This is a genomic window from Streptomyces sp. NPDC058246, assembly GCF_042881985.1.
Lineage (GTDB): Bacteria > Actinomycetota > Actinomycetes > Streptomycetales > Streptomycetaceae > Streptomyces.
Genome location: NZ_JBHVWZ010000019.1, coordinates 128,205 through 149,248, shown reverse-complemented (window position 1 = coordinate 149,248; position 21,044 = coordinate 128,205). Strand labels below are relative to the sequence as shown.

The 21,044-nt window shown below is 70.5% G+C and carries 15 protein-coding genes; 9 read left to right on the top strand and 6 right to left on the bottom strand.

Going from position 1 to position 21,044, the window contains the following annotated elements; genetic code table 11:
* From ACFVXA_RS26045 to ptsP, 3 genes are all read left to right on the top strand, one after another.
* Nucleotides 1-221: hypothetical protein (locus tag ACFVXA_RS26045; RefSeq protein ID WP_390026882.1), on the top strand; the 221-nt coding region annotated here is incomplete at its 5' end.
* Nucleotides 222-505: 284 nt separating this feature from the next.
* A complete protein-coding gene (locus ACFVXA_RS26040; RefSeq protein ID WP_362026038.1) occupies nucleotides 506-955 on the top strand; it encodes a PTS glucose transporter subunit IIA in 450 nt (149 codons plus the stop codon).
* Nucleotides 956-1,031: 76 nt separating this feature from the next.
* On the top strand, nucleotides 1,032-2,702 hold the full coding sequence (ptsP, locus tag ACFVXA_RS26035) for a phosphoenolpyruvate--protein phosphotransferase (RefSeq protein WP_383909174.1): 1,671 nt from the start codon (nucleotides 1,032-1,034) through the stop codon (nucleotides 2,700-2,702).
* A gap of 69 nt (nucleotides 2,703-2,771) precedes the next feature.
* Here ptsP and ACFVXA_RS26030 read toward each other — a convergent pair whose 3' ends face one another.
* Nucleotides 2,772-3,668 (bottom strand): hypothetical protein, encoded by an 897-nt coding sequence (locus tag ACFVXA_RS26030; protein ID WP_384401916.1) that lies wholly within the window; start codon nucleotides 3,666-3,668, stop codon nucleotides 2,772-2,774.
* A gap of 206 nt (nucleotides 3,669-3,874) precedes the next feature.
* Nucleotides 3,875-5,836 (bottom strand): acetoacetate--CoA ligase, encoded by a 1,962-nt coding sequence (locus ACFVXA_RS26025; RefSeq protein ID WP_390026879.1) that lies wholly within the window; start codon nucleotides 5,834-5,836, stop codon nucleotides 3,875-3,877.
* 213 nt (nucleotides 5,837-6,049) lie between these two features.
* Here ACFVXA_RS26025 and ACFVXA_RS26020 point away from each other — a divergent pair, with 213 nt between their 5' ends.
* Complete coding sequence (locus tag ACFVXA_RS26020) at nucleotides 6,050-8,416, top strand: TIM-barrel domain-containing protein (protein ID WP_390026877.1); 2,367 nt, start codon at nucleotides 6,050-6,052, stop codon at nucleotides 8,414-8,416.
* Nucleotides 8,417-8,661: 245 nt separating this feature from the next.
* On the opposite strand, the gene ACFVXA_RS26015 is transcribed toward ACFVXA_RS26020, so the two are convergent.
* Nucleotides 8,662-9,198, bottom strand: a complete 537-nt coding sequence (locus ACFVXA_RS26015) for an NUDIX domain-containing protein (RefSeq protein ID WP_362026024.1) — start codon at nucleotides 9,196-9,198, stop codon at nucleotides 8,662-8,664.
* 179 nt (nucleotides 9,199-9,377) lie between these two features.
* On the opposite strand from ACFVXA_RS26015, the gene ACFVXA_RS26010 reads away from it, so the two are divergent.
* From ACFVXA_RS26010 to glpK, 5 genes are all read left to right on the top strand, one after another.
* The gene (locus ACFVXA_RS26010) at nucleotides 9,378-9,824 is read left to right on the top strand and encodes a Zn-ribbon domain-containing OB-fold protein (protein ID WP_389467680.1); all 447 of its coding nucleotides are present in this window, start codon (nucleotides 9,378-9,380) and stop codon (nucleotides 9,822-9,824) included.
* Between the two features lie 28 nt (nucleotides 9,825-9,852).
* On the top strand, nucleotides 9,853-11,043 hold the full coding sequence (locus tag ACFVXA_RS26005; protein ID WP_390026874.1) for a lipid-transfer protein: 1,191 nt from the start codon (nucleotides 9,853-9,855) through the stop codon (nucleotides 11,041-11,043).
* 454 nt (nucleotides 11,044-11,497) lie between these two features.
* Nucleotides 11,498-13,141, top strand: coding sequence for a GGDEF domain-containing protein (locus ACFVXA_RS26000; RefSeq protein WP_362026016.1), 1,644 nt, complete (start codon nucleotides 11,498-11,500; stop codon nucleotides 13,139-13,141).
* 684 nt (nucleotides 13,142-13,825) lie between these two features.
* Nucleotides 13,826-14,566, top strand: a complete 741-nt coding sequence (locus ACFVXA_RS25995) for an MIP/aquaporin family protein (protein ID WP_384020611.1) — start codon at nucleotides 13,826-13,828, stop codon at nucleotides 14,564-14,566.
* Between the two features lie 13 nt (nucleotides 14,567-14,579).
* Complete coding sequence (glpK, locus tag ACFVXA_RS25990; protein WP_384020608.1) at nucleotides 14,580-16,100, top strand: glycerol kinase GlpK; 1,521 nt, start codon at nucleotides 14,580-14,582, stop codon at nucleotides 16,098-16,100.
* 207 nt (nucleotides 16,101-16,307) lie between these two features.
* Here glpK and ACFVXA_RS25985 read toward each other — a convergent pair whose 3' ends face one another.
* From ACFVXA_RS25985 to ACFVXA_RS25975, 3 genes are read right to left on the bottom strand one after another with little or no spacing between them, the layout of a single operon-like run.
* Nucleotides 16,308-16,913, bottom strand: coding sequence for an ATP/GTP-binding protein (locus tag ACFVXA_RS25985; RefSeq protein ID WP_362026008.1), 606 nt, complete (start codon nucleotides 16,911-16,913; stop codon nucleotides 16,308-16,310).
* Nucleotides 16,894-20,619 carry a hydantoinase B/oxoprolinase family protein gene (locus tag ACFVXA_RS25980; protein ID WP_390026872.1) on the bottom strand — a complete coding sequence of 1,242 codons (3,726 nt, stop codon included), beginning with the start codon at nucleotides 20,617-20,619 and terminating at the stop codon, nucleotides 16,894-16,896. The genes ACFVXA_RS25985 and ACFVXA_RS25980 overlap by 20 nt, the downstream gene beginning before the upstream one ends.
* Nucleotides 20,620-20,643: 24 nt before the next feature.
* On the bottom strand, nucleotides 20,644-21,039 hold the full coding sequence (locus tag ACFVXA_RS25975) for a DUF742 domain-containing protein (RefSeq protein WP_362026002.1): 396 nt from the start codon (nucleotides 21,037-21,039) through the stop codon (nucleotides 20,644-20,646).
* Between the last annotated feature and the right edge of the window lie 5 nt (nucleotides 21,040-21,044).

Here is a 21,044-nt window from a genome sequence, read left to right as displayed (position 1 = left end):
CTGGCGTTGATTTTTGGCACGCTGTTGAGTTCTCAAGGAACGGACGCTTCCTTTGTACTCACCCTCTCGGGCTTTCCTCCGGGCGCTTCCCTTCGTTCTTGCGTTTCCGACTCTATCAGACCGTTTCCGGTTCCGATTTCCTCGGCGCTTTCCAGGTTTCCGCTTTCGCGTTTCCCTTTCCGGCGGTTCCAAACTCTATCAGTGTTTTTCCGTCTCTCTGACCACCGTCCTGCAGGCATGCAGAACGAGACCCCGAGATAGGATCTGAACAAGTTGGGTGCTGCCAGGCAAGGACGCTTGGTTCGCGTCACTCGGCCTCAAGCAGGAGTACGACTCTACATGGGGGCTGGGAGCGGGCGCAAATCGTTTGCGCTGTGCTCTACGGCCGTCAACCGGTACCTCTCATGCGGAACCGGCACTTCATATGACATACCCTGCTGAACAGTGCGCCGTCCGGAACAGGCAGTGACGGCCCATATACATCTCCACCCCTGGGAGGCTTCCCATGACCACCGTGACGTCCCCTCTTGCAGGACGCGCGATCGGAATCGCCGCGGTACCGGATCCCGTCTTCTCCGGGGCGATGGTCGGCCCCGGCACGGCGATCGATCCCGTGCGTGAGCCCTCGGAGGCTGTCGCCCCCGTGGACGGAGTGATTGTCTCGCTTCACCCGCATGCTTTCGTCGTCGTCGACAGCGAGGGCCATGGCGTGCTCACGCACCTGGGCATCGACACCGTGCAGCTCAACGGCGAGGGCTTCGAGCTGCTCGTGAACAAGGGGGACACCGTGACGCGCGGCCAGGCCATCGTGCGGTGGGACCCGACCGCCGTCGAGGCGGCCGGCAAGTCCCCGGTCTGCCCGATCGTTGCCCTCGAGGCAACGGGCGACTCCCTCTCCAACCTCCGCGAGGAGGGCGACGTGAAGGCCGGCGACGTCCTTTTCGGCTGGCAGTGACATCGATGCCGTAGTCGACGGCGAGTTGGACAACCACCGCGGCGGCGGGGCCCGCCGCACTATCGGAGACGGTGAGATGGAGACAACGCTGCGAGGCGTCGGCGTGAGCCACGGTGTGGCGATCGGCGAGGTTCGGCACATGGGAACGGCGGTTCTTGAACCGCCTGCCAAGCAGATCCCTGCGGAGGACGCGGAGCGCGAACAGGGGCGTGCCCGCAAGGCCGTGGAGGCTGTGGCGGCCGACCTGATTGCGCGCGGCAATCTGGCGGGGGGCGAAGCCCAGGCGGTGCTCGAGGCGCAGGCCATGATGGCCCAGGACCCTGAGCTGATGGCGGATGTGGACCGGCGTATCGCGGTCGGCAGCACAGCCGAGCGCGCGGTCTACGACGCGTTCGCCTCATACCGCGCGCTGCTCGCCGGAGCCGGTGAGTACCTCGCCGGTCGTGTGGCCGACCTCGATGACGTGCGGAACCGTATCGTCGCCCGACTGCTCGGGGTGCCCATGCCGGGTGTCCCGGACAGCGACGAGCCGTATGTCCTTATTGCTCGTGACCTCGCGCCTGCGGACACCGCGCTGCTCGACCCCACTCTGGTGCTCGGTTTTGTCACCGAGGAGGGCGGGCCCACCAGCCACAGCGCGATCCTCGCGCGTGCGCTCGGCGTTCCCGCGGTGGTCGCGCTCCCCGGTGCCGGTGAGCTCGCCGAAGGCACGGTGATCGCGGTGGACGGCAGCACCGGCGAGATCTTCGTGGAACCCAGCGCGGAGAAGAAGGCGCAGCTGGAGGCCGCGGCGGCGGAGCGCAGGGCGGCGCTGTCGGCTTCGACGGGTCCGGGTGCCACCTCGGACGGTCACAAGGTGCCGCTGCTGGCGAACGTCGGCGGTCCCGCGGACGTGCCGGCCGCTGTGGAGGCCGGTGCCGAGGGCGTCGGTCTGTTCCGTACCGAGTTCCTCTTCCTGGACGACAGCAAGAACGCGCCGTCCGAGGAGAAGCAGGTCGAGGCGTACCGGCAGGTCCTTGAGGCGTTCCCCGAGGGCCGTGTCGTGGTGCGCGTGCTCGACGCGGGCGCGGACAAGCCGCTCGACTTCCTGACTCCCGCCGACGAGCCGAACCCGGCACTGGGTGTGCGGGGTCTTCGCACGCTGCTCGACCATCCCGACGTACTGCGCACGCAGCTGACGGCGCTCGCGAAGGCTTCGGAAGGGCTGCCGGTCTACCTCGAAGTGATGGCTCCGATGGTGGCGGACCGTACCGACGCCAAGGCGTTCGCCGACGCGTGCCGTGCGGCCGGGCTGCAGGCGAAGTTCGGCGCGATGGTGGAGATTCCGTCGGCCGCGCTGCGGGCTCGGTCGATCCTGCAGGAGGTCGAGTTCCTGTCTTTGGGGACCAACGACCTCGCGCAGTACACCTTTGCCGCCGACCGGCAGGTGGGCGCGGTGTCCCGTCTGCAGGACCCGTGGCAGCCCGCGCTGCTCGACCTGGTCGCGCTGTCCGCCGAGGCGGCGAAGGCCGAGGGCAAGAGCTGTGGTGTCTGCGGTGAGGCCGCGTCGGACCCGCTGCTCGCGTGTGTGCTGACCGGTCTGGGGGTCACCTCCCTGTCGATGGGGGCCGCGTCCATTCCTTATGTCCGGGCGACGCTCGCCAAGTACACGCTGGCCCAGTGCGAGCGTGCGGCCGCGGCCGCGCGTGCCACGGACACGGCCGAAGAGGCGCGTGCGGCGGCGCAGGCGGTGTTGTCCGGCGAGTAGTCGGATCACGTCGTCGATCGGCTGGTGCCCGGGGGCGCTCCACCTGCTGGTGGGGCGCCCCCGGCGCGTTCAGTGCGTGTGGCCGGTCCCTTCTTCTCCTCCTTGTCCGAGGTCGGGTGGCACGCAGTAGTCGACACCCGATTCCGGTGAGACGAGGTCTCCGGAGTCGGCGTCGGTGCAGTAGGCGTCGAAGACTTCCGCGGCCGTCAGGGGTTCCAGGTCCTCTCCGCGCAGCCGCCATCCGTAGACACGGTCCGTGGTGTCGGGGGCGGTGGTGCGCATGACCAGTCCCCCGGCGCTTCCTGTCGCGATACCGAGCGCCAGTACGGTGGTGAACTCGAGTGCCTCCGACTCGTCGAGGTGCTTGATGCCCTCCGGATCGGCGTCGGCACGGAGTACGGCGACGAGCTTCTCGGGCGCTGTCGAGACGCTGCACACGAGGTGCAGGTCGCCGCGGCCCGCGGTGTCGAGGATTCGGGTGAGCAGGCGGGAGGCGCGGACGAAGGAGGCTCGGCCGATGTCCTCGCCGCAGGAGGCGCAGTTGCCGATACGGGCCAGGAGTGTGGTGGCGTATTCCCAGGTGGCCTTGCGGACGGCCTCGTCGACGAGGTCTGGCACGAGTTCGTCGAGGGGCTGTCCGTCGTAGGGAACGGTGGGACCGGTGGCGGCCAGTTCCGCGGTGAAGCGGGTGCGGCTGGCCGGGGCGTCGGCTTCCAGGCCGCTCTCGGCGCAGAATTCGGCGTACTCCTCGGGGTCGAAGAGTGCCACCGTGGTGTGGCTGCCCTGGGCGGCGAGGGCCTTGAGCAGGGATTCCACCTGCTGGAGGTAGGTGGTGTGGTCGTCGAAGGCGAAGGTGCGGTAGCGCCGCATGGCCGCGAAGTCCTCTTCGTCGGTCAACAGGCCGATGGTGCCGGCGATTTCGCGGCGCAGTACGCGTCGCATGGTCTGGTGCTGGATGTGCGCCATGTTTCCCCCTGTGCACGGTCGATCAATGCTCACTCACAGTAACCAGCGGCACTGACAATGCCGGGTCGAGCGGGCGATCGTGCACGGTGTGACGACGAAACAAGCAGGTCACAGCGGTGGTCGTGCCATCGCCGGTGCCGCGAAGGGGACCGGCGATGACGTCAGCGGTGACGGGGAGTGGCTCGACGCTGCGCCGTACGGGGTGGTCAGGCGCGCTTGCGTGCCAGGTCCTCGTAGAAGCGCAGCAGTTCGACGTTGTCCACGGAGCCGATGTTGACCGCCTTGTCCAAGGAGGCGCCCTGGAGGAGGCGTTTGACCGGGACCTCGATGCGCTTGCCCGTGAGGGTGTGGGGCACGCCGGGGACCTCGATGACCTCGTCGGGGACGTGGCGCGGGGAGAGTTGTTCGCGGATGGTCCCCTTGATGCGGTTCAGAAGGGCCTCGTCGAGGACGGCTCCGGGGGCCAGGTGGACGAAGAGAGGCATCCAGTAGCCGCCGTCCGGCTGTTCGACGCCGATGACGAGCGACTCCTTGATTTCGGGGAGGCGTTCGACGGCTTCGTAGATGTCGGCCGAGCCCATGCGGACGCCCTGGCGGTTGAGCGTGGAGTCGGAGCGGCCGTGGATGACGACGGAGCCGCGTGAGGTGAGGGTGATCCAGTCGCCGTGGCGCCACACTCCGGGATAGGTGTCGAAGTAGCTGTCGTGGTAGCGGCTGCCGTCGGGGTCGTTCCAGAACCGGATGGGCATGGAGGGCATCGGGTTGGTGACCACGAGTTCACCGACTTCGTCGGTGAGGGGCTTTCCACTGGGGTCCCAGGACTGAAGGTCGGTGCCGAGGCCGGGAGCCTGGAGTTCGCCGATGTACACCGGGAGTGTGGGGACGGCTCCTGCGAAGCAGGAGCACACGTCGGTGCCGCCGCTGACCGAGGCGATCCACAGATCGTCGCGGACCTCGTCGTGCAGCCAGCGGAAGCCGTCCGGCGGCAGGGGAGATCCGGTGGTCGCGACGCACTGCACGCGTGCGAGGTCGAAGTCGCGGGAGGGGTGGACGCCCGCCTTGCGGCACGCCATGACGTACGCCGCGGAGGTGCCGAAGAGGGTCGCCCCGGTGCGTTCGGCGATGCGCCACTGGGCGCCCGTGTCCGGATAGCCGGGGCTGCCGTCGTACAGGACGATCGTGGTGCCCGTGAGCAGGCCGGAGACGAGGAAGTTCCACATCATCCAGCCCGTGGACGTGTACCAGAAGAAGCGGTCCTCGGGGCCCAGGTCGCAGTGCAGGCCGAGCTGCTTGAGGTGCTCGACGAGGATGCCGCCCTGGGACTGGACGATGGCCTTGGGGAGGCCGGTGGTGCCGGAGGAGTAGAGCACCCACAAGGGGTGGTCGAAGGGGACCTGCTCGAAGACGGGCGCCACGTCCGCCGAGGTCAGGTCGGACCACCCCAGGGCGCCTTCGGGGGCCTCGGTGCCGAGGAGCGGGATGTGGACGACGGCGCGCAGGGTCGGCAGTTCGCGGCGTAGCTCGGCGACGGTGTCGCGGCGGTCGTGTTCCTTGCCGCCGTAGCGGTAGCCGTCGACGGTGAAGAGCACGACGGGTTCGATCTGCCGGAAGCGGTCGAGGACGCTGCGGGCGCCGAAGTCGGGGGCACAGGAGGTCCAGACGCCGCCCACGGCGGCCGTGGCGAGCAGGGCGACGACGGCCTGCGGAATGTTCGGGAGATAGCCGCTGACGCGGTCGCCCGGGCGGACGCCGAGGGTGCGGAGTTCGGCGGCCAGGGAGCCGACCTGGCGGCGCAGCTCGGACCAGCTGGTCGGGGTCGCCTCATGGGTCTCGTCGACATGGAGGAGGGCCGGTTCGTCCGCACGGGTCTCGGCCGCGCGCAAGGCGTGCTCGGCGTAGTTGAGGGTCGCCTCGGGGAACCACTCGGCGCCGGGCATGGAGCGGTCGCCCAGCACGCGCGCGTAGGGGGTTGAGAACCGTACGTCGAACCACTCGGCGACGGCTTTCCAGAATGTGTCCAGTTCGTCCACCGACCAGCGGTGCAGAGCCGCGTACCCGCCGCTGGAAGGGGCTCCGTGGTGCTCGGCCGCCCAGGCCTGGAACTGCGTGATCTGCGCCTGGGCGATGCGTTCCTCAGAAGGCTGCCAGAGCGGTGAGGGGTTGGACATGGGGCGGCTCCCGGACTGTGCGCGTCGTGTGCGTCTGTCGCGCACGAGCTGGGGTGTGCGCGTCACGCGGCTGACACGGACGATGCCATGTGATCGACTTCAGCACCAGGGTGCGCCACACATAGTCAGCAGCGTGAAGATGTGCTGCCACCACGGGTGAACGGAAGTTGAACGACTCACCCATCGCGTGTCGCTAATGGCAGGGTGAGCAGCATGGACGGTCGTGACCTGGTGCGTTCGGTGAAGGCGGTCGGTTCGGGGGGTGCCACTCAAGGGTTGCGCGCCGTTCGGGCCGCGTGGCGCAGGAGGCGTGCCGATGCCACCGGGTTGCCACAACGGGGCGCCGAGCGGGCGCGGGTGCCCGGGCCGGTGCGCGGTGTGGAGCCGGAGCCGGGTGGCGGAGTCGTCCGGTTCGCGCGATCCGAGCTGAGGATCACGGTCGCGGCCAGCGGAGCGGTGTTCTGGGGCTGGGACGGGGCCGGTCCGGAGCCGTCGTACGCGCTCGCGGGTCGCAGTCCGGAGCCGGACCCGCGGGCCGTCCTGGAGCCCGACAAGGACGGCGGCTGGCGGGTCGTGGCCGAGCGGGTGACGGTCGTGGTCTCGCGGCACGGCGCGGTCGAGGTGCGTACCCCCGGTGGCGTGATCCTGCGGCGTGATCTTCCGCCCCGCTGGTGGGAGCCTGTCGACGGCGGCGGAGCCCGCTGGCTGCAGCGCTCCGAAGTGGCGGCCGACGCGCGGTTCTTCGGCCTGGGCGGTCGCGCGGCGGGCCCTCGGCTGCGCGACGGGACGTACCGGCTGTGGAACACGGATCCCGGACAGGCCTTCGGGCCCGGCGACGATCCGCTGTACATCACCATGCCGGTGCAGATGGTGGTGGCCGACGCGGCCACGCACCTCGTGTTCCACGACACCTCGTGGGACGGCACGGTGACGTTGCGCGAGGGCGAGGAGGGCGCCGGTTCCGGGCATGACCGGGCAGGCACCTGCGAGCTGCGGATGGACGGCGGCCCACTGCGCTGCTGGGTGATGGTGGGCACCCCCGCGCGCGTGCTGCACGCCTGGGCGTCGCTCACCGGGGCGCCCGCGCTGCCGCCCGCCTGGGCGCTGGGGCACCATCACGCGCGGTGGGGCTTCGGCAGTGAGCAGGAGGTGCGGCGGATCGTCGAGGGCTACCAGGAACGCGCTCTACCGCTGGACGCGGTCCACCTGGACATCGACCACTACGACGCGCACCAGGTGTTCACGGTCGACCGGGAGCACTTCCCGAAGCTGCCCGAGCTCGCCGAGGAGTTGCGCCGCGACGGCATCCGCCTGGTGTCGATCGTCGACGCGGCGGTCAAGGCCGGGCCGGGCAACGCGGTGTACGACAGCGGGCTCGCCGAGGACGCCTTCGTACGGGACGCGTCGGGACGGCTGGTGAAGGGTGTCGTATGGCCCGGGGAGTCGGTCTACCCGGACTTCACGCACGCGCGCGTGCGGCGTTGGTGGGGCGGGCTCTACCAGGAGCGGCTCGCGCAGGGGTTCGCCGGGTTCTGGCACGACATGAACGAGCCGACGTCGTTCACGGCGTTCGGGGAGTCGACGCTGCCGCGTTCGGCCCGGCACTCCCTGGAGGGGCTCGGTGGAGACCATCGCGAGGCGCACAACGTGTACGCGCTGGCCATGGCCCGGGCCGGTTACGAGGGTTTGCGGGAACTTGCGCCCCAGGAGCGGCCGTTCCTCTTCTCCCGCTCCGGGTGGGCTGGAATGCAGCGCTACGGAGGGACCTGGTCCGGGGATGTCGCCACCGGATGGCCCGGGTTGCGGGCGTCGCTGTCCCTGGTGATGGGGCTCGGGCTGTGCGGTGTGCCGTACTCGGGGCCCGACGTGGGTGGCTTCGACGGGAGCCCGTCGCCCGAGCTGTATCTGCGGTGGTTCCAGCTCGGCGCGTACCTCCCGCTGTTCCGTACACACGCGAGTCTGCGGGCGGGCCGCAGGGAGCCCTGGGAGTTCGGTGCCGACGTACTGGAGCACGCGCGCGTGGCGCTCGTCGAACGGAGGCGGCTGCTCCCCTACTTCGTCACGCTGGCGCATCTGGCGCGCCGGACGGGCGCACCGTACGTCCGGCCCGTGTGGTGGGGCGCGCCCGAGGACCGGGCGCTGCGCGACTGCGAGGACGCCTTCCTGCTCGGCGACTGCCTCCTGGTGGCACCGGTGCTCGATCACGGGGCGGCCCGGCGTGCGGTGCAGCTGCCGCGGGGGCGTTGGTACGACACGGTCACCGAGGAGGCGTACGAGGGGCCGGCGCAGGTGCTGATCGATGTCCCCTTGTCGCGGATTCCGGTGCTGGCCCGCGCGGGCGCCGTCCTGCCCGTCAGGGGCGCCGACGGCGGTCTGGAGTTGGAGGCGTGGGCTCCCGCGCGCGGACGGAGCGGAGGCGGGCTCGTCGTGCCGGACGCGGGCGACGGATGGGACGAGCCGGAGATCGAACGCTATGTGACGCGGTGGGAGGGGCGGCGCGTGGTCGTGCGGCGGGAGGGCGACAGCGGCCTCACCGAGCCGGCGTATCCGGTGCGGGTGCGAGGGCTCGGGGCTTCCTGACGGATGGAGGGCTGAGGGTTCGAACGGGACCTGAAGCGCACCCGCATCAAGACGGTTCTCGCAGCTCACGCGTACGAGAGCCGGCTGTGGAGCAGACGGGTCTCGAAGCACGGGGGCTACGAGATGAGTCGGCCTTGGAGCAGACGGACCTTGAAGAACGCGCGCTACGAGAGCGGGCCTTGAGACGCACGGATCGCGAGCAACGTTTCACAGATCCCGAGTGCGCTTTCAGGTGCATGGCCTTCTCAGACGTACCGCCCCTCGAACCACCCCCGTACCGCCAAGGTGTGCAAGGGGAAGGCGAGTTCGGCCGGCCTGCGTAGTAGGTGCCAGCCCTCCGTCTCGTCCGTGGCGGCGGAGGGCGGCAGTTCGGCGGCGGGGCGCTCCGGGAGGAGCCCGAAGAGCAGCAGATGCCCGGCGGGAGAGCTCATCGCGTCGGCGAGCCGCACTTCCCGGCTCGCCACGTCGATGCCGGTCTCTTCCTTCAGCTCGCGGACGACGGCGTGCCGCCAGTCCTCGCGGTGGTCGATGAACCCTCCGGGCAGAGCGATGCCCCCGCGCGCGGGGGCGATGGTCCGGGTGATCACGACCAGTGCGGTTCCCCTGGCGTCGTACACGGGCTGCAGCGCCACCGCGACCGGCAGCGGGTTGCGGTAGGCCACGGTGCCGCAGACGGCGCAGGTGCGAGGCCAGCCGGAGACGCCCTCTCCGTAGGGTGCGCCACAGCTCGAACAGTGGGAGTCCGGCGCGAAGTCGGCGGGCGGATGCGGGGATGCGGACACGCCGCGGACTGTATCCGATCACTGGAGGGACGGCCGGAGCCACCCCCGTCGGCCCCGGCCGTCCCCAGCGGTACAACGACGCTCAGAAGGCCTGTGCGGTTCGCCGGACGCCCTGCCCAATTCCGGTTGCCCGTGGCACACTTCTGACGTCCCGTCAGATTCAGTGCCATGGAGGGGCCTTGTCGCGTACACGCACGCCTGCCGTAGCCGGGTGGTTCACCAGGGAGGGGGAGGACTTCCGCCTCCTCGGTACGCGCTGCTCGGCGTGCGCCTCGGTCTTCTTTCCCCGCGAGGACGCCTTCTGCCGCAACCCGGGCTGCCACAGCGGCGAACTGGCCGAGGTGCCGTTGTCGCGGCACGGCCGCGTCTGGTCGTACACGGACAGCCGGTACCGCCCACCGTCACCCTATGTGACCGATCCGGAACTCTCGTGGGAGCCCTACGCGTTGATCGCTGTGGAACTGGAATCCGAGCGCATCGTGGTACTCGGCCAGGCGGTTCCCGGGATCACCGTCGCCGACCTGACGGTGGGCATGGAGGTGGAGGTCGTCCCCGGTGTGCTGAACGAGGACGCGGAGACGACCTGGACGACGTGGCACTGGCGGCCGACGGGGGTGGGGGCATGAGGGGCACGAGGCGCAAGGGGGTGACGACATGACCGGCGAGGTGGCGGTGCTCGGCGCGGGCATGCATCCCTGGGGCAAGTGGGGGCGTGGGTTCGTCGAGTACGGGGTTGTGGCGGCCCGGGCGGCGTTGGCCGACGCGGGCGTCGAGTGGCGGGACGTCGGCTCGATCGTGGGCGCGGACACCGTGCGCGGCGGCTATCCGGGCTATGTGGCGGGGGCGACGTTCGCCAAGGCCTTGGGCTGGCAGGGGGCGCGGGTCGCCAGCGTGTACGCGGCGTGTGCGTCGGGGGCACAGGCCCTCGACACGGCGCGGGCGCAGATCCTTTCGGGCCTCGCGGACGTCGTGCTCGTCGTCGGGGCGGACGCGGCGCCCAAGGGCTTCTTCCGCCCGGCGGGCGGCGACCGGCAGGACGATCCGGACTGGCTGCGGTTCCGCGTCCTCGGAGCGACGAATCCGACGTACTTCGGGCTGTACGCGCGGCGGCGGATGGCGGTGCACGGGGACACGCTGGAGGACTTCGCGCAGGTCAAGGTGAAGAACGCCGCCCTGGGGGCCCTGAATCCTCATGCCCGCTACCGCAAGAGGGTCACCGCCGAGGAGGTCGCCGGGTCCGCGGTCGTCGCCGATCCGCTGCGGCTGCTCGACATCTGCGCGACCTCGGACGGCGGCGCGGCCGTCGTGCTGTCCAGCATGGAGTTCGCGCGCCGGCACGGGGTTGCGGATCCGGTGCGGATCCGCGCGGTCTCCACGGTGACACCGCGCTATCCCAACACGATGCTCGATCTGCCGGACATCGCCACGGACTCCGCGGTCGCGGTGGAGCCCGCGGTCGACACCTTCCGGGCGTCGATCGCGCGCGCGGCGTACGAGGAGGCGGGCATCGGCCCCGAGGATCTGTCACTCGCCGAGGTGTACGACCTGTCCACTGCCCTGGAGTTGCAGTGGTACGAGGATCTGGGCCTGTGCGGCGAGGGAGAGGCGGCCAAGCTGCTGAGAGAGGGCGCTACGACACTCGGCGGGCGCATACCCGTGAATGTGAGCGGCGGGCTCGCCTCCTTCGGAGAGGCCGTTCCGGCGCAGGCCATCGCCCAGGTGTGCGAGCTCACGTGGCAGTTGCGCGGCAGCGCGGGAGACCGGCAGGTCGCGGGGGCCCGGGTCGGGATCACCGCGAACCAGGGGCTGTTCGGGCACGGGTCGTCGGTCATCGCCGTACGGTGACTCCGGCCCGCCGTCCGCGGCGCACTCGGTGCGGTACCCCTCGGCTCGCCTTCGGGTCGCCGACCGTTCGCGTGATCCCTCGGCTCGACGGCCGTCCGCTTGTCCTCTGCTCGACGGCCGTTCGCATGTCCCCTGCTCGGCGGCCGTTCGCGCGAGTGCTGGTACCGGCTGCCCTGCGCGCGGGTGTTCGGCTCGGCTGCCGTCCGCGTGAATCCTCGGCTCGGCGGCCGTCCGCGCGAGCGCTTGTCTCGGCTGCCGTCCACGCGGGTCTTCGGGTCGGCCGCCGTGCGCGCGAGTCCCCGAGCTGCCAGCGGTCCGCGCGTGTCCTTGCGTCGGCAGCCTCCGCGTATCCCCTCGACTCGGTCGCCCGTACCCAGTGTGACGACCTCGGAATGCTGCGTGAACAGCTCATGAATCGCGCCCCGGCGTGCGCGGACGGGGCCATCATGCTGCCGTGCCCTCCTGGACGGATACTGTCCGCTTCGCCTTCCAGCCGATCGTCAATCTGACGACCGGAGGGGTTGCGGCGCTGGAGATACTCGCCCGTCCGGAAGCCGGTGACATTCTGGCGCAGGCCCGCCGTGACCCCGAACTCGACGGCCGGCTCGCCGCGTTGGCGATCCGGGCGGCGGCCCGCAAGGAAACCCTGCTGCCCCTGCACGTCAACGTGTTCGCCGGAACCCTGGCCGATCTCGGCGGGCTCGCGGCCCTGCGCGCCGCGGTGCACGAGGCCGGACGGCTGCCGTGGGAGGTGACCGTCGACGTCGGACCGCCGTACACGCACGTGCCGCAGCACGCCCTGCTGGAGGCGGTGACCGCGCTGCGCGGCGAGGGCTTCCGGATCTGCGCGGACGGCGTGGGCGACGGCGACGTACCCCTGCGGCTGCTCACGGACCTCGCGCCGGAACTGATGAAGCTCGATGTGTCCCTGCTGACGCGGCCCGCCGCGGTACGGGCGATGCGGACGTTGTGCGAGCAACTGGGAGCGCTGCTCTCCGTCGAGGGTGTCGAGACGGAGTCGCAGTGCGCGGCGGCGGTGTCGGCGGGCGCGCAGTTGGCGCAGGGCGAGTTGTTCGCGCCGCCGGCCCGGCTGCCCACGGCGGATGTATACGTTCCGGCCCTCTCCCCCGGGGTCGCGCCGACGCCCCGATCGGGGCCGTCCGTACGGCAGTTCGTGCGGCCGGCGGCCCTGTTGCCGACCACCGCGTCCGCGGGCCAGGTGCGGGCGCTGCTCACCGGCTCGCCCGAGGTGTCCGGGGTACTGCTCGTGGACCCCACCGGGATCCCGGTGCGGTCCGTGCACCGGTCGCGGTTCCTGCTGTCGATGTCGGGGCGCTACGGGCATGCGCTGTACGCCGACCGGCCGGCCGCCAAGCTTGGCGATCCGCCGCGTACGGTCGGCGTCGACGCCACGGCGTGGGAGGTGCTCGACGTGGTCGCGGACGGGGATCGGGACCGTACGTCCGATGACGTCGCGGTCGTCGACCACTACGGGCGGTGCGTGGGTGTCGTACGGCTGGCGGACCTCGTACGGGCACTGGCCGAGACCCAGGTGGAGGAGGCGGCGGGGCTCAATCCGCTGACCCGACTGCCGGGCTCGGACGCGATCACCGGCGAGGTGGACCGGCGGATCGCCGACGGCCGGGTGTTCGCGCTGAGCTGGCTGGACGTCGACCACTTCAAGCAGGTCAATGACGGAGCGGGGTTCGCGGCCGGGGACGAGCTGATCCGGGCGGTCGGGCGGGCGTTGCAGCACGCGGCGTCCGGGGCCACGCGGGTGGGCCACATCGGCGGGGACGACTTCCTGGTCCTGGCCGACCCGGACACCCTCGACCCGCTGGCCACCTCGGTGCTCGACACGCCCTGGTCGGCGGGCGGACGAACCGTGACGCTGTCTCTGGCCACCGTGTTGTGCGCACCCGGCAGCGTGACCGACCACCGCCAGGCGGCCGCCTGCCTGGCGCCCCTCAAGCAGGCCGCGAAGGCCCTGAGCGGGGCGAGTTGGGTGCTGGGGCGCGCGGGTCTCCCGGGGCTTGAGGTCCGCCGCGGTTCGGGCGGGGCGCCGACGCAGCCGTCCGGGCAGACGCTGGCCGGCTGAATCCGCGCCCGCCCGACCGGCCCGACCGGCCCGAACGGCCAGACCGGCCGCCGCGCCGACACGCCGCCGACAGCTCCCCCGCGGTGGCGACGCGGACCGGCACAGCCAACGAACTGACGGGCTCAGGGACTTGGGGACTCCCGGCCGAAGGCCTGACGGGCGTGGAGGAGGTGAGGAGCTGACGGCAGGAAGGCCCGAGGATCCGACGGGCTGACGGGCTGACGGGCTGACGGGCTGACGGGCTGACGGGCTGACGGGCTGACGGGCTGACGGGCTGACGGGCTGACGGGCTGACGGGCCAGGGTGTCCGACGAGCCGACAGTCGTCCAGGCCGGTGGTGGCAGGCCGGTGGTAGCAGGGCTGCTCCGCCGAGGGCTTCGCCGCGCGTCCCGTTTGCGGCCTTCGAACCGTTGCGGTCCGCGACCTTGACGCCCCCTGGGCACCGGTGAACACTTCCGGGTGTCAGTCGGCATCGCCGCATTCGGGCGTCTCCAGGCACCGCGCCGGTCGAGTTTCCGACCTGCGATCAAGGCCGTCCCCCACGGGCGATTCCGCTGCGACGGCACGCTCGTCACGGACGCCGGGCGGGGCGCGGGACCTCCCTGCCCTCGGCTGAAGTAGCCATGGGAAACGCACCCTGCACGGTGGCCCGGGGGATCCCCGGGCGAGGGCCTAGGAGCCGCCATGAGCAACGGAGACATCTTTGTCGGCGAGTTGATCGGCACAGCGATTCTGATCCTGTTCGGCGCCGGGGTGTGTGCCGCCGTCACCCTCGACAAGTCCAAGGCCCAGGGCGCGGGCTGGGTGGTCATCGCCTTCGGCTGGGGCTTCGGCGTGCTCGCCGGCGCGTACACCGCGGCGCCGCTGTCCGGAGGACAGATCAACCCGGCGGTGACGATCGGTTTCGCGATCGAGGGCTCCACCAAGTGGGAGGACGTGCCCTTCTACATCCTCGGGCAGTTCGCCGGAGCCATCATCGGGGCCACACTGTGCTGGCTGCTCTACCTCGGCCAGTTCAACCTCAACGCCGAAGAGGACAAGGCCATCGAGACGCTGGGGATCTTCTCGACCAGGCCCGAGATCAACAACCCCGTGCAGAACCTGCTCACCGAGATCATCGCCACCGCCGCCCTCATGCTGCCCATTCTCGGGCTGGTCGGCGGGAGCAAGCACGTCGCGGGCATCGGCGACGCGGGCCTGCCCGTCCTGCTCATCTCCCTCCTCGTCGTCGGCATCGGCCTCTCACTGGGCGGTCCCACCGGATACGCCATCAACCCGGCCCGCGACCTGGGGCCGCGCCTCACCCACGCGCTGCTGCCGATTCCCAACAAGGGCACCTCGGAGTGGAGTTACTCCTGGATCCCCGTGGTCGGCCCGATCGCGGGGGCCGCCATCGGGGCCGCGATCTACAACGCAGCCTTCTGACGAAGGGGACGTCATGACGGACCATGCCGAGAAGTACGTCGCCGCAATCGACCAGGGCACCACCTCGAGCCGCTGCATCATCTTCAACCAGGACGGCGCGATCGTCGCCGTCGACCAGCGCGAACACCGGCAGATCTTCCCGAAGCCGGGCTGGGTGGAGCACGACGCGACCGAGATCTGGTCGAAGGTGCAGGCGGTGGTCGCCGGCGCGATCGCCAAGGCCGGACTGCGCGCCGACCAGGTCAGCGCGCTCGGCATCACCAACCAGCGTGAGACGACGGTTCTCTGGGACCGCGCCACCGGCAAGCCGGTGCACAACGCGATCGTCTGGCAGGACACCCGTACCTCCGCGCTCTGCAACGAGCTCGGCGGCTCGGACGGACAGGACCGCTTCCGCGAGCAGACCGGACTGCCACTGGCCAGCTACTTCTCGGGTCCCAAGGCAGCCTGGCTGCTCGACAACGTCCCGGGGCTGCGCGCGCGTGCCGAACGCGGCGAGATCGCCTTCGGCACCATCGACTCCTGGCTGATCTGGAACCTGACGGGCGGCACGGACGGCGGGCGGCATGTCACCGACGTGACCAACGCCGGCCGCACGATGCTGATGAACCTGGAGACCCTCCAGTGGGACCAGTCCATCCTCTCGGCGATGAACGTCCCCGAGGCGGTCCTCCCCGAGATCAGGTCCTCCGCGGAGGTGTACGGCACCGCCGTGGGCCAGCTCTCGGGCGTTCCCGTCGCATCGGCGCTGGGCGACCAGCAGGCGGCGGTGTTCGGGCAGGCCTGCTACGACGTGGGCACGGCCAAGAACACGTACGGCACGGGCAGCTTCCTGCTGCTCAACACCGGTAACCGGCCCGTTCCTTCGAAGAACGGGCTGCTGACGACCATGGGGTACAAGATCGGCACCGAGGCGCCGGTCTACTGCCTCGAAGGGTCGATCGCGATCACCGGGGCGCTGGTCCAGTGGTTCCGGGACCAGCTCGGCATCATCCGCAGCGCCGACGAGATCGAGACGCTGGCGGCGAGCGTCGACGACAACGGCGGTGCGTACATCGTCCCCGCGTTCTCGGGCTTGTTCGCCCCGTACTGGCGCTCCGACGCGCGCGGTGTCGTGACCGGGCTCACCCGGTACGTCACGAAGGCACACCTGGCCCGCGCGGTCCTGGAGGCGACCAGCTGGCAGACGCGTGAGGTCGTCGACGCCATGTACCAGGACTCCGGGGTGCAGATCACCACCCTGAAGGTGGACGGCGGCATGACCAAGAACAATCTGCTGATGCAGCACCAGGCGGATGTGCTCGGTGTGCCGGTGATCCGTCCGAAGGTCTCGGAGACGACCTGCCTGGGCGCCGCGTACGCGGCCGGGCTCGCGACCGGTGTCTGGAACGACCTAGACGAGCTGAAGTCGCACTGGCAGAAGGACGTCGAGTGGACGCCGTCCATGGAGGCCTCCGTGCGCGACCGCGAGTACCAGAACTGGCGCAAGGCGGTGGAGAAGAGCTTCGGCTGGCACGAGGACGAGGTGGGCTAGCTCTTCTTCTCGCGTCCTACGCGCGCGTGCGTGTATTCACGGTCCACGCGCGCGTACCGGGTCCACGGCTCGTACCCCAGTCGGCGGGGGTACGGGCCGTTCCCGTGTGGCGAGACCGGTTCGTCCGGGCCGTACCCGTGTGGCGAGACCGGTACGTCCGGGCCGTACCCATGCGTCCCGACCGCTACGTCCGGGCCGTACCCGGCGTCAGGTCGTGACGGTCTGGCGGCGGTCGGCCGCGTAGGCCATGGCGTGCTGGACGACGCCGATGAGGACCTCCTTGACCGTCTCCCGGTCCCGTGCGTCGCAGAGCAGGACCGGCACTCCGGGGTCGAGGTCGAGGGCCTGACGGACGTCGTCGGCGGGGTAACGGGCCGCGTCCTCGAAGCAGTTGACGGCGACCACGAAGGGTATGGAACGCCGCTCGAAATAGTCGACGGCGGCGAAGCAGTCCTCGAGGCGGCGCGTGTCGGCGAGCACGACCGCACCGAGCGAACCGGTGGCGAGCTCGTCCCACAGGAACCAGAAGCGGTCCTGTCCGGGCGTCCCGAAGAGGTAGAGCACCAGGTCCTCGCGGAGCGTGATGCGGCCGAAGTCCATGGCGACGGTCGTGGTGTGCTTGCCCTCCACACCGCTGGTGTCGTCGATGGGCCGGCCCGCCTCGGTGAGCACCTCCTCGGTGCGCAGCGGCTTGATCTCGCTGACCGCGCCGACCAGGGTCGTCTTGCCCACGCCGAATCCGCCGGCCACCAGGATCTTGAGCGTGACGGGCTCGACCGGGGGCTTGCCGCGCTCAGAACGCCCGAAGATCATCGATCTCTTCTCCTGCTTGATGGGGGTCGTGCGACGGTGGGCCGTAGCCCCCGCCGCCGGGGGTTTCGATGACGAGTACGTCGCCGGGGCCGACGTCCGTCGCATCACTTCCGCCAAGTTCGGTGACCGTGCCGTCCGCGCGCTCCACCCGGTTTGCGCCGAGTGCTCCGGGTGCGCCGCCCGCCATGCCGTAGGGCGGCACCCGGCGGTGCTGGGAGAGCGTGGAGACGGTCATCGGCTCGTGGAACCGGAGGCGGCGGACCGCGCCGTCGCCGCCCGGCCAGCGACCTGCGCCACCGCTGCCGCGCCGCACCGCGAACTCGTCGAGCTGGACCGGCAGTCGCCACTCCAGGACCTCGGGATCGGTGAGCCGCGAGTTGGTCATGTGGGTCTGGACGACGGGCGCGCCAGGGAAGCCGTCGCCCGCGCCCGATCCGGAGGCGACGGTCTCGTAGTACTGGTAGCGCTCGTTGCCGAAGGTGACGTTGTTCATGGTGCCGGAGCCCTCGGCCTGCACGCTCAGGGCCGCGTACAGGGCGCCGGTGATCGCCTGGGATGTCTCCACGTTGCCTGCGACGACGGCGGCCGGCGACTCGGGGGCGAGCATGGATCCGGGCGGCACCACGATGTCGAGGGGGCGCAGACAGCCGTCGTTGAGCGGGATGTCGTCGGCGACCAGGGTGCGGAAGACGTACAGGACGGCGGCGTTGACCACCGCTAAGGGCGCGTTGAAGTTGGTGGTGAGCTGTGCGGACGTACCGGTGAAGTCGACGGTGGCGGAGCGTTTTCCGCGGTCTACGGAGACGCGGACCCGGATGACGGCACCGGAGTCGGTCTCGTAGGCGAACTCACCGTCTTCAAGGGTGTCGATGACACGGCGCACGGCTTCTTCGGCGTTGTCCTGGACGTGCTTCATGTACGCCTGGACGACATCGAGCCCGAAGTCCTCGATCATGCGGCGTACTTCGTCGACGCCCTTCCTGTTGGCGGCGATCTGGGCGCGCAGGTCGGCGAGGTTGGTCTTCGGGTTGCGCGAGGGGTAGGGCGCCTCGGTGAGCAGGGCCAGGGTCTCGGCCTCGCGGAAGCGGCCGCTCTCGGCGAGCAGCCAGTTGTCGAAGAGGATGCCCTCCTCGTCGATGGTGCGGCTGTTCGCGGGCATGGAGCCGGGCGCGATGCCGCCGATCTCGGCGTGGTGGCCGCGCGAGGCGACGTAGAAGAGGATCCGGTCACCCTCCGTATTCCCCGTGCTCTCCGCATGCCCCGCGTGCGCCGTGCTCTCCGCACGTCCCGCGTTCTCTGTGTGCTCCGTGTGCTCCGTGTCGAAGACCGGGGTGATCACGGTGACGTCGGGGAGGTGGGTGCCACCGTGGTACGGGTCGTTGACCGCGTAGGTGTCGCCGGGGCGCATGCCGTCGCCGCGCCGTCGGATGACCTCCTTCACGCTCGTGCCCATCGAGCCCAAGTGGACTGGGATGTGGGGGGCGTTGGCCACCAGGTTCCCGTCCGGGTCGAAGAGGGCGCAGGAGAAGTCCAGCCGTTCCTTGATGTTGACGGACTGCGCGGTGGACTCCAGGCGGGCGCCCATCTGTTCGGCGATGGACATGAAGAGGTTGTTGAAGACCTCCAGGAGAACCGGGTCCGCTTCCGTGCCGAGATCGGAACTCTGCGTAACCGCCACGCGTTCCATGACCAGATGCCCGTCGTCGGTCGTCGCGGCCCGCCAGCCGTCGTCGACGACGGTCGTCGAGCCGGCCTCGGTGATGATCGCGGGTCCGGTGACCGTTTCGCCCGGGGGCAGTGCCTCGCGGCGGTGCAGGGGGACGTCACGCCAGGCACCCTCGGTGTGGAGGCTGACCGTCTCCGGGGCGGCGGGGCTGCCTTCGAGGGCGGCTTCGTAGGCGGCGAGCGCGGAGAGATCGGGGGGTTCGGTGAGACCGGTGGCTTCTACGGAGAGGGCTTCCACGACGACCGGACGGTCGAGGGTGAAGGAGTAGGTGGCGCGATGGCGTTCTTCGAAGGCGTGGGTCATGGTGTCGGGCTCGGTGAGCTCGACGGTGAGCGCCGTGTCGGTGCCGTCATAGCGGAGTTGGGCGCGGCGGGTGACCCGGATGCGCTCCTCGGGCACGTCCTCGGCGAGGAGTTCGGCGCGGGTGGCGCCCTCCAGGTCGTCTGCGGTCTTGAGGATGCCGGGCATCGAGGCGGCTTCCAGGGGTGCTTCGACGGACTGCTCGCGCATGGCCGTCGTGTCGGCGAGGCCGATGCCGAGGGCGGAGAGCACTCCGGCCAGCGGCGGGACGAGGACGGTGCGGATGCCCAGCGAGTCGGCGACCCTGCACGCGTGCTGGCCGCCCGCGCCGCCGAAGGTGGTCAGCGCGTACCGGGTGACGTCGTGGCCCTTCTGCACAGAGATCCGTTTGACAGCGTTGGCGATGTTGGCGACGGCGATCTGCAGGTAGCCCTCGGCGACCTGCTCCGGGGTGCGGTCGTCGCCGGTCTTGGCGCGGATCTCGCGGGCGAGGGCGGCGAACCGGTCGCGGACGAGTGCGTCGTCGAGAGGCTGGTCGCCGTCGGGGCCGAAGACCGCGGGGAAGTGGGCGGGTTGGATGCGGCCGAGCGCGACGTTGGCGTCGGTGACGGTGAGCGGGCCGCCGCCGCGGTAGCAGGCGGGTCCGGGGTCGGCGCCCGCGGAGTCGGGGCCCACCCGATAGCGCGAGCCGTCGAAGTGCAGCACCGAGCCGCCGCCCGCGGCGACGGTGTGGATGTCCAGCATGGGCGAACGCAGCCGGACCCCGGCGATCTGCGTGGTGAAGACCCGCTCGTACTCGCCGGCGAAGTGCGACACGTCCGTGGAGGTGCCCCCCATGTCGAAACCGATGACGCGGTCGAAGCCGGCGAGCTGCGACATCCGGGCCATGCCGACGATGCCGCCCGCCGGCCCGGACAGGATGGCGTCCTTGCCGCGGAACTGGCCCGCTTCGGCCAGCCCCCCGTTGGACTGCATGAACATCAGCCGGACGCCTTGGAGTTCATCGGCGACCTGCTGGACGTAGCGGCGCAGCACGGGCGAGAGATAGGCGTCGACGACGGCTGTGTCACCGCGCGGGACCAGCTTCATCAGCGGGCTGACCTCACTGGAGAGCGAGATCTGCGGGAAGCCGACGCGTGCGGCGAGCTCACCGACGGCCTGTTCATGGGCGGGGTGGAGGTGGCTGTGCATACAGACGACGGCGACCGCGCGGATCCCGGACTCGTACGCCTCCTGGAGCTGCCCGGCGAGGGTGTCGAGGTCCGGGGCGCGCAGGACCGTACCGTCGGCGGCGATCCGTTCGTCGACCTCGACGACGCGCTCGTAGAGCAGCTCGGGCAGTTCGATCGCCCGGGCGAAGATGCGCGGGCGGTTCTGGTAGGCGATGCGCAGGGCGTCGCGGAAGCCGCGGGTGACGACGAGGAGGGTGCGCTCGCCCTTGCGTTCCAGGAGGGCGTTGGTGGCGACGGTGGTTCCCATGCGGACGGCCTCGATGTGTGCGCCCGCCGCCTCCCGGCCGTCGTCACCGAGGATTTCGCGCACGCCCGCGACCGCCGCGTCGGTATACCGGGCCGGGTTGTCGGACAGCAGCTTGTGTGTGAGCAGGCGGCCGTCCGGGCGCCGCGCGACGATGTCGGTGAACGTGCCGCCTCGATCGACCCAGAACTGCCAGCCTGTCACGTCTGTTCCCCGCTTCCGCCCAGCTCAGAGCGCCCGGAGGCCGTTGATCACGTCGCGCAGAATACTCTCGTCCGGTAGCTCGGCAGGGGGTACGGGCCGTGTCACATGGACCATTTCCTCGTCCACGAGGTCTCCGATGAGGACGCGTACCACTCCGATGGGCAGGTCGAGTTCGGCGGCGAGTTCGGCGACCGACTGGGGGGCGTCACGGCAGAGTCCGACGATGTCCACGTGTTCCGGGGACAGCGTGTGGTCCGCTTCGGGGTCGTCGGCGTGCGGTTCCGTGACGACCACCGCGATCAGGTCGAGGCGATGCTGGGCCGGGCTGGTGGTGCGGCCACGCGTCATGGCGTAGGGACGGACCACCGGTCCGGCCTCGTCGTCGAACCAGTGGCGTGTTCCCTGACCGTCTCCGCTCATGCCAT

What these genes read in the sequence shown, in the direction of transcription:
- ACFVXA_RS26040 (WP_362026038.1), top strand. Translation starts at nt 506, where the DNA reads ATGACCACCGTGACGTCCCCTCTTGCAGGACGCGCGATCGGAATCGCC.
- ptsP (WP_383909174.1), top strand. Translation starts at nt 1,032, where the DNA reads ATGGAGACAACGCTGCGAGGCGTCGGCGTGAGCCACGGTGTGGCGATC.
- ACFVXA_RS26030 (WP_384401916.1), bottom strand. Translation starts at nt 3,668, where the DNA reads ATGGCGCACATCCAGCACCAGACCATGCGACGCGTACTGCGCCGCGAA.
- ACFVXA_RS26025 (WP_390026879.1), bottom strand. Translation starts at nt 5,836, where the DNA reads ATGTCCAACCCCTCACCGCTCTGGCAGCCTTCTGAGGAACGCATCGCC.
- ACFVXA_RS26020 (WP_390026877.1), top strand. Translation starts at nt 6,050, where the DNA reads ATGGACGGTCGTGACCTGGTGCGTTCGGTGAAGGCGGTCGGTTCGGGG.
- ACFVXA_RS26005 (WP_390026874.1), top strand. Translation starts at nt 9,853, where the DNA reads ATGACCGGCGAGGTGGCGGTGCTCGGCGCGGGCATGCATCCCTGGGGC.
- ACFVXA_RS25995 (WP_384020611.1), top strand. Translation starts at nt 13,826, where the DNA reads ATGAGCAACGGAGACATCTTTGTCGGCGAGTTGATCGGCACAGCGATT.
- glpK (WP_384020608.1), top strand. Translation starts at nt 14,580, where the DNA reads ATGACGGACCATGCCGAGAAGTACGTCGCCGCAATCGACCAGGGCACC.
- ACFVXA_RS25985 (WP_362026008.1), bottom strand. Translation starts at nt 16,913, where the DNA reads ATGATCTTCGGGCGTTCTGAGCGCGGCAAGCCCCCGGTCGAGCCCGTC.
- ACFVXA_RS25975 (WP_362026002.1), bottom strand. Translation starts at nt 21,039, where the DNA reads ATGAGCGGAGACGGTCAGGGAACACGCCACTGGTTCGACGACGAGGCC.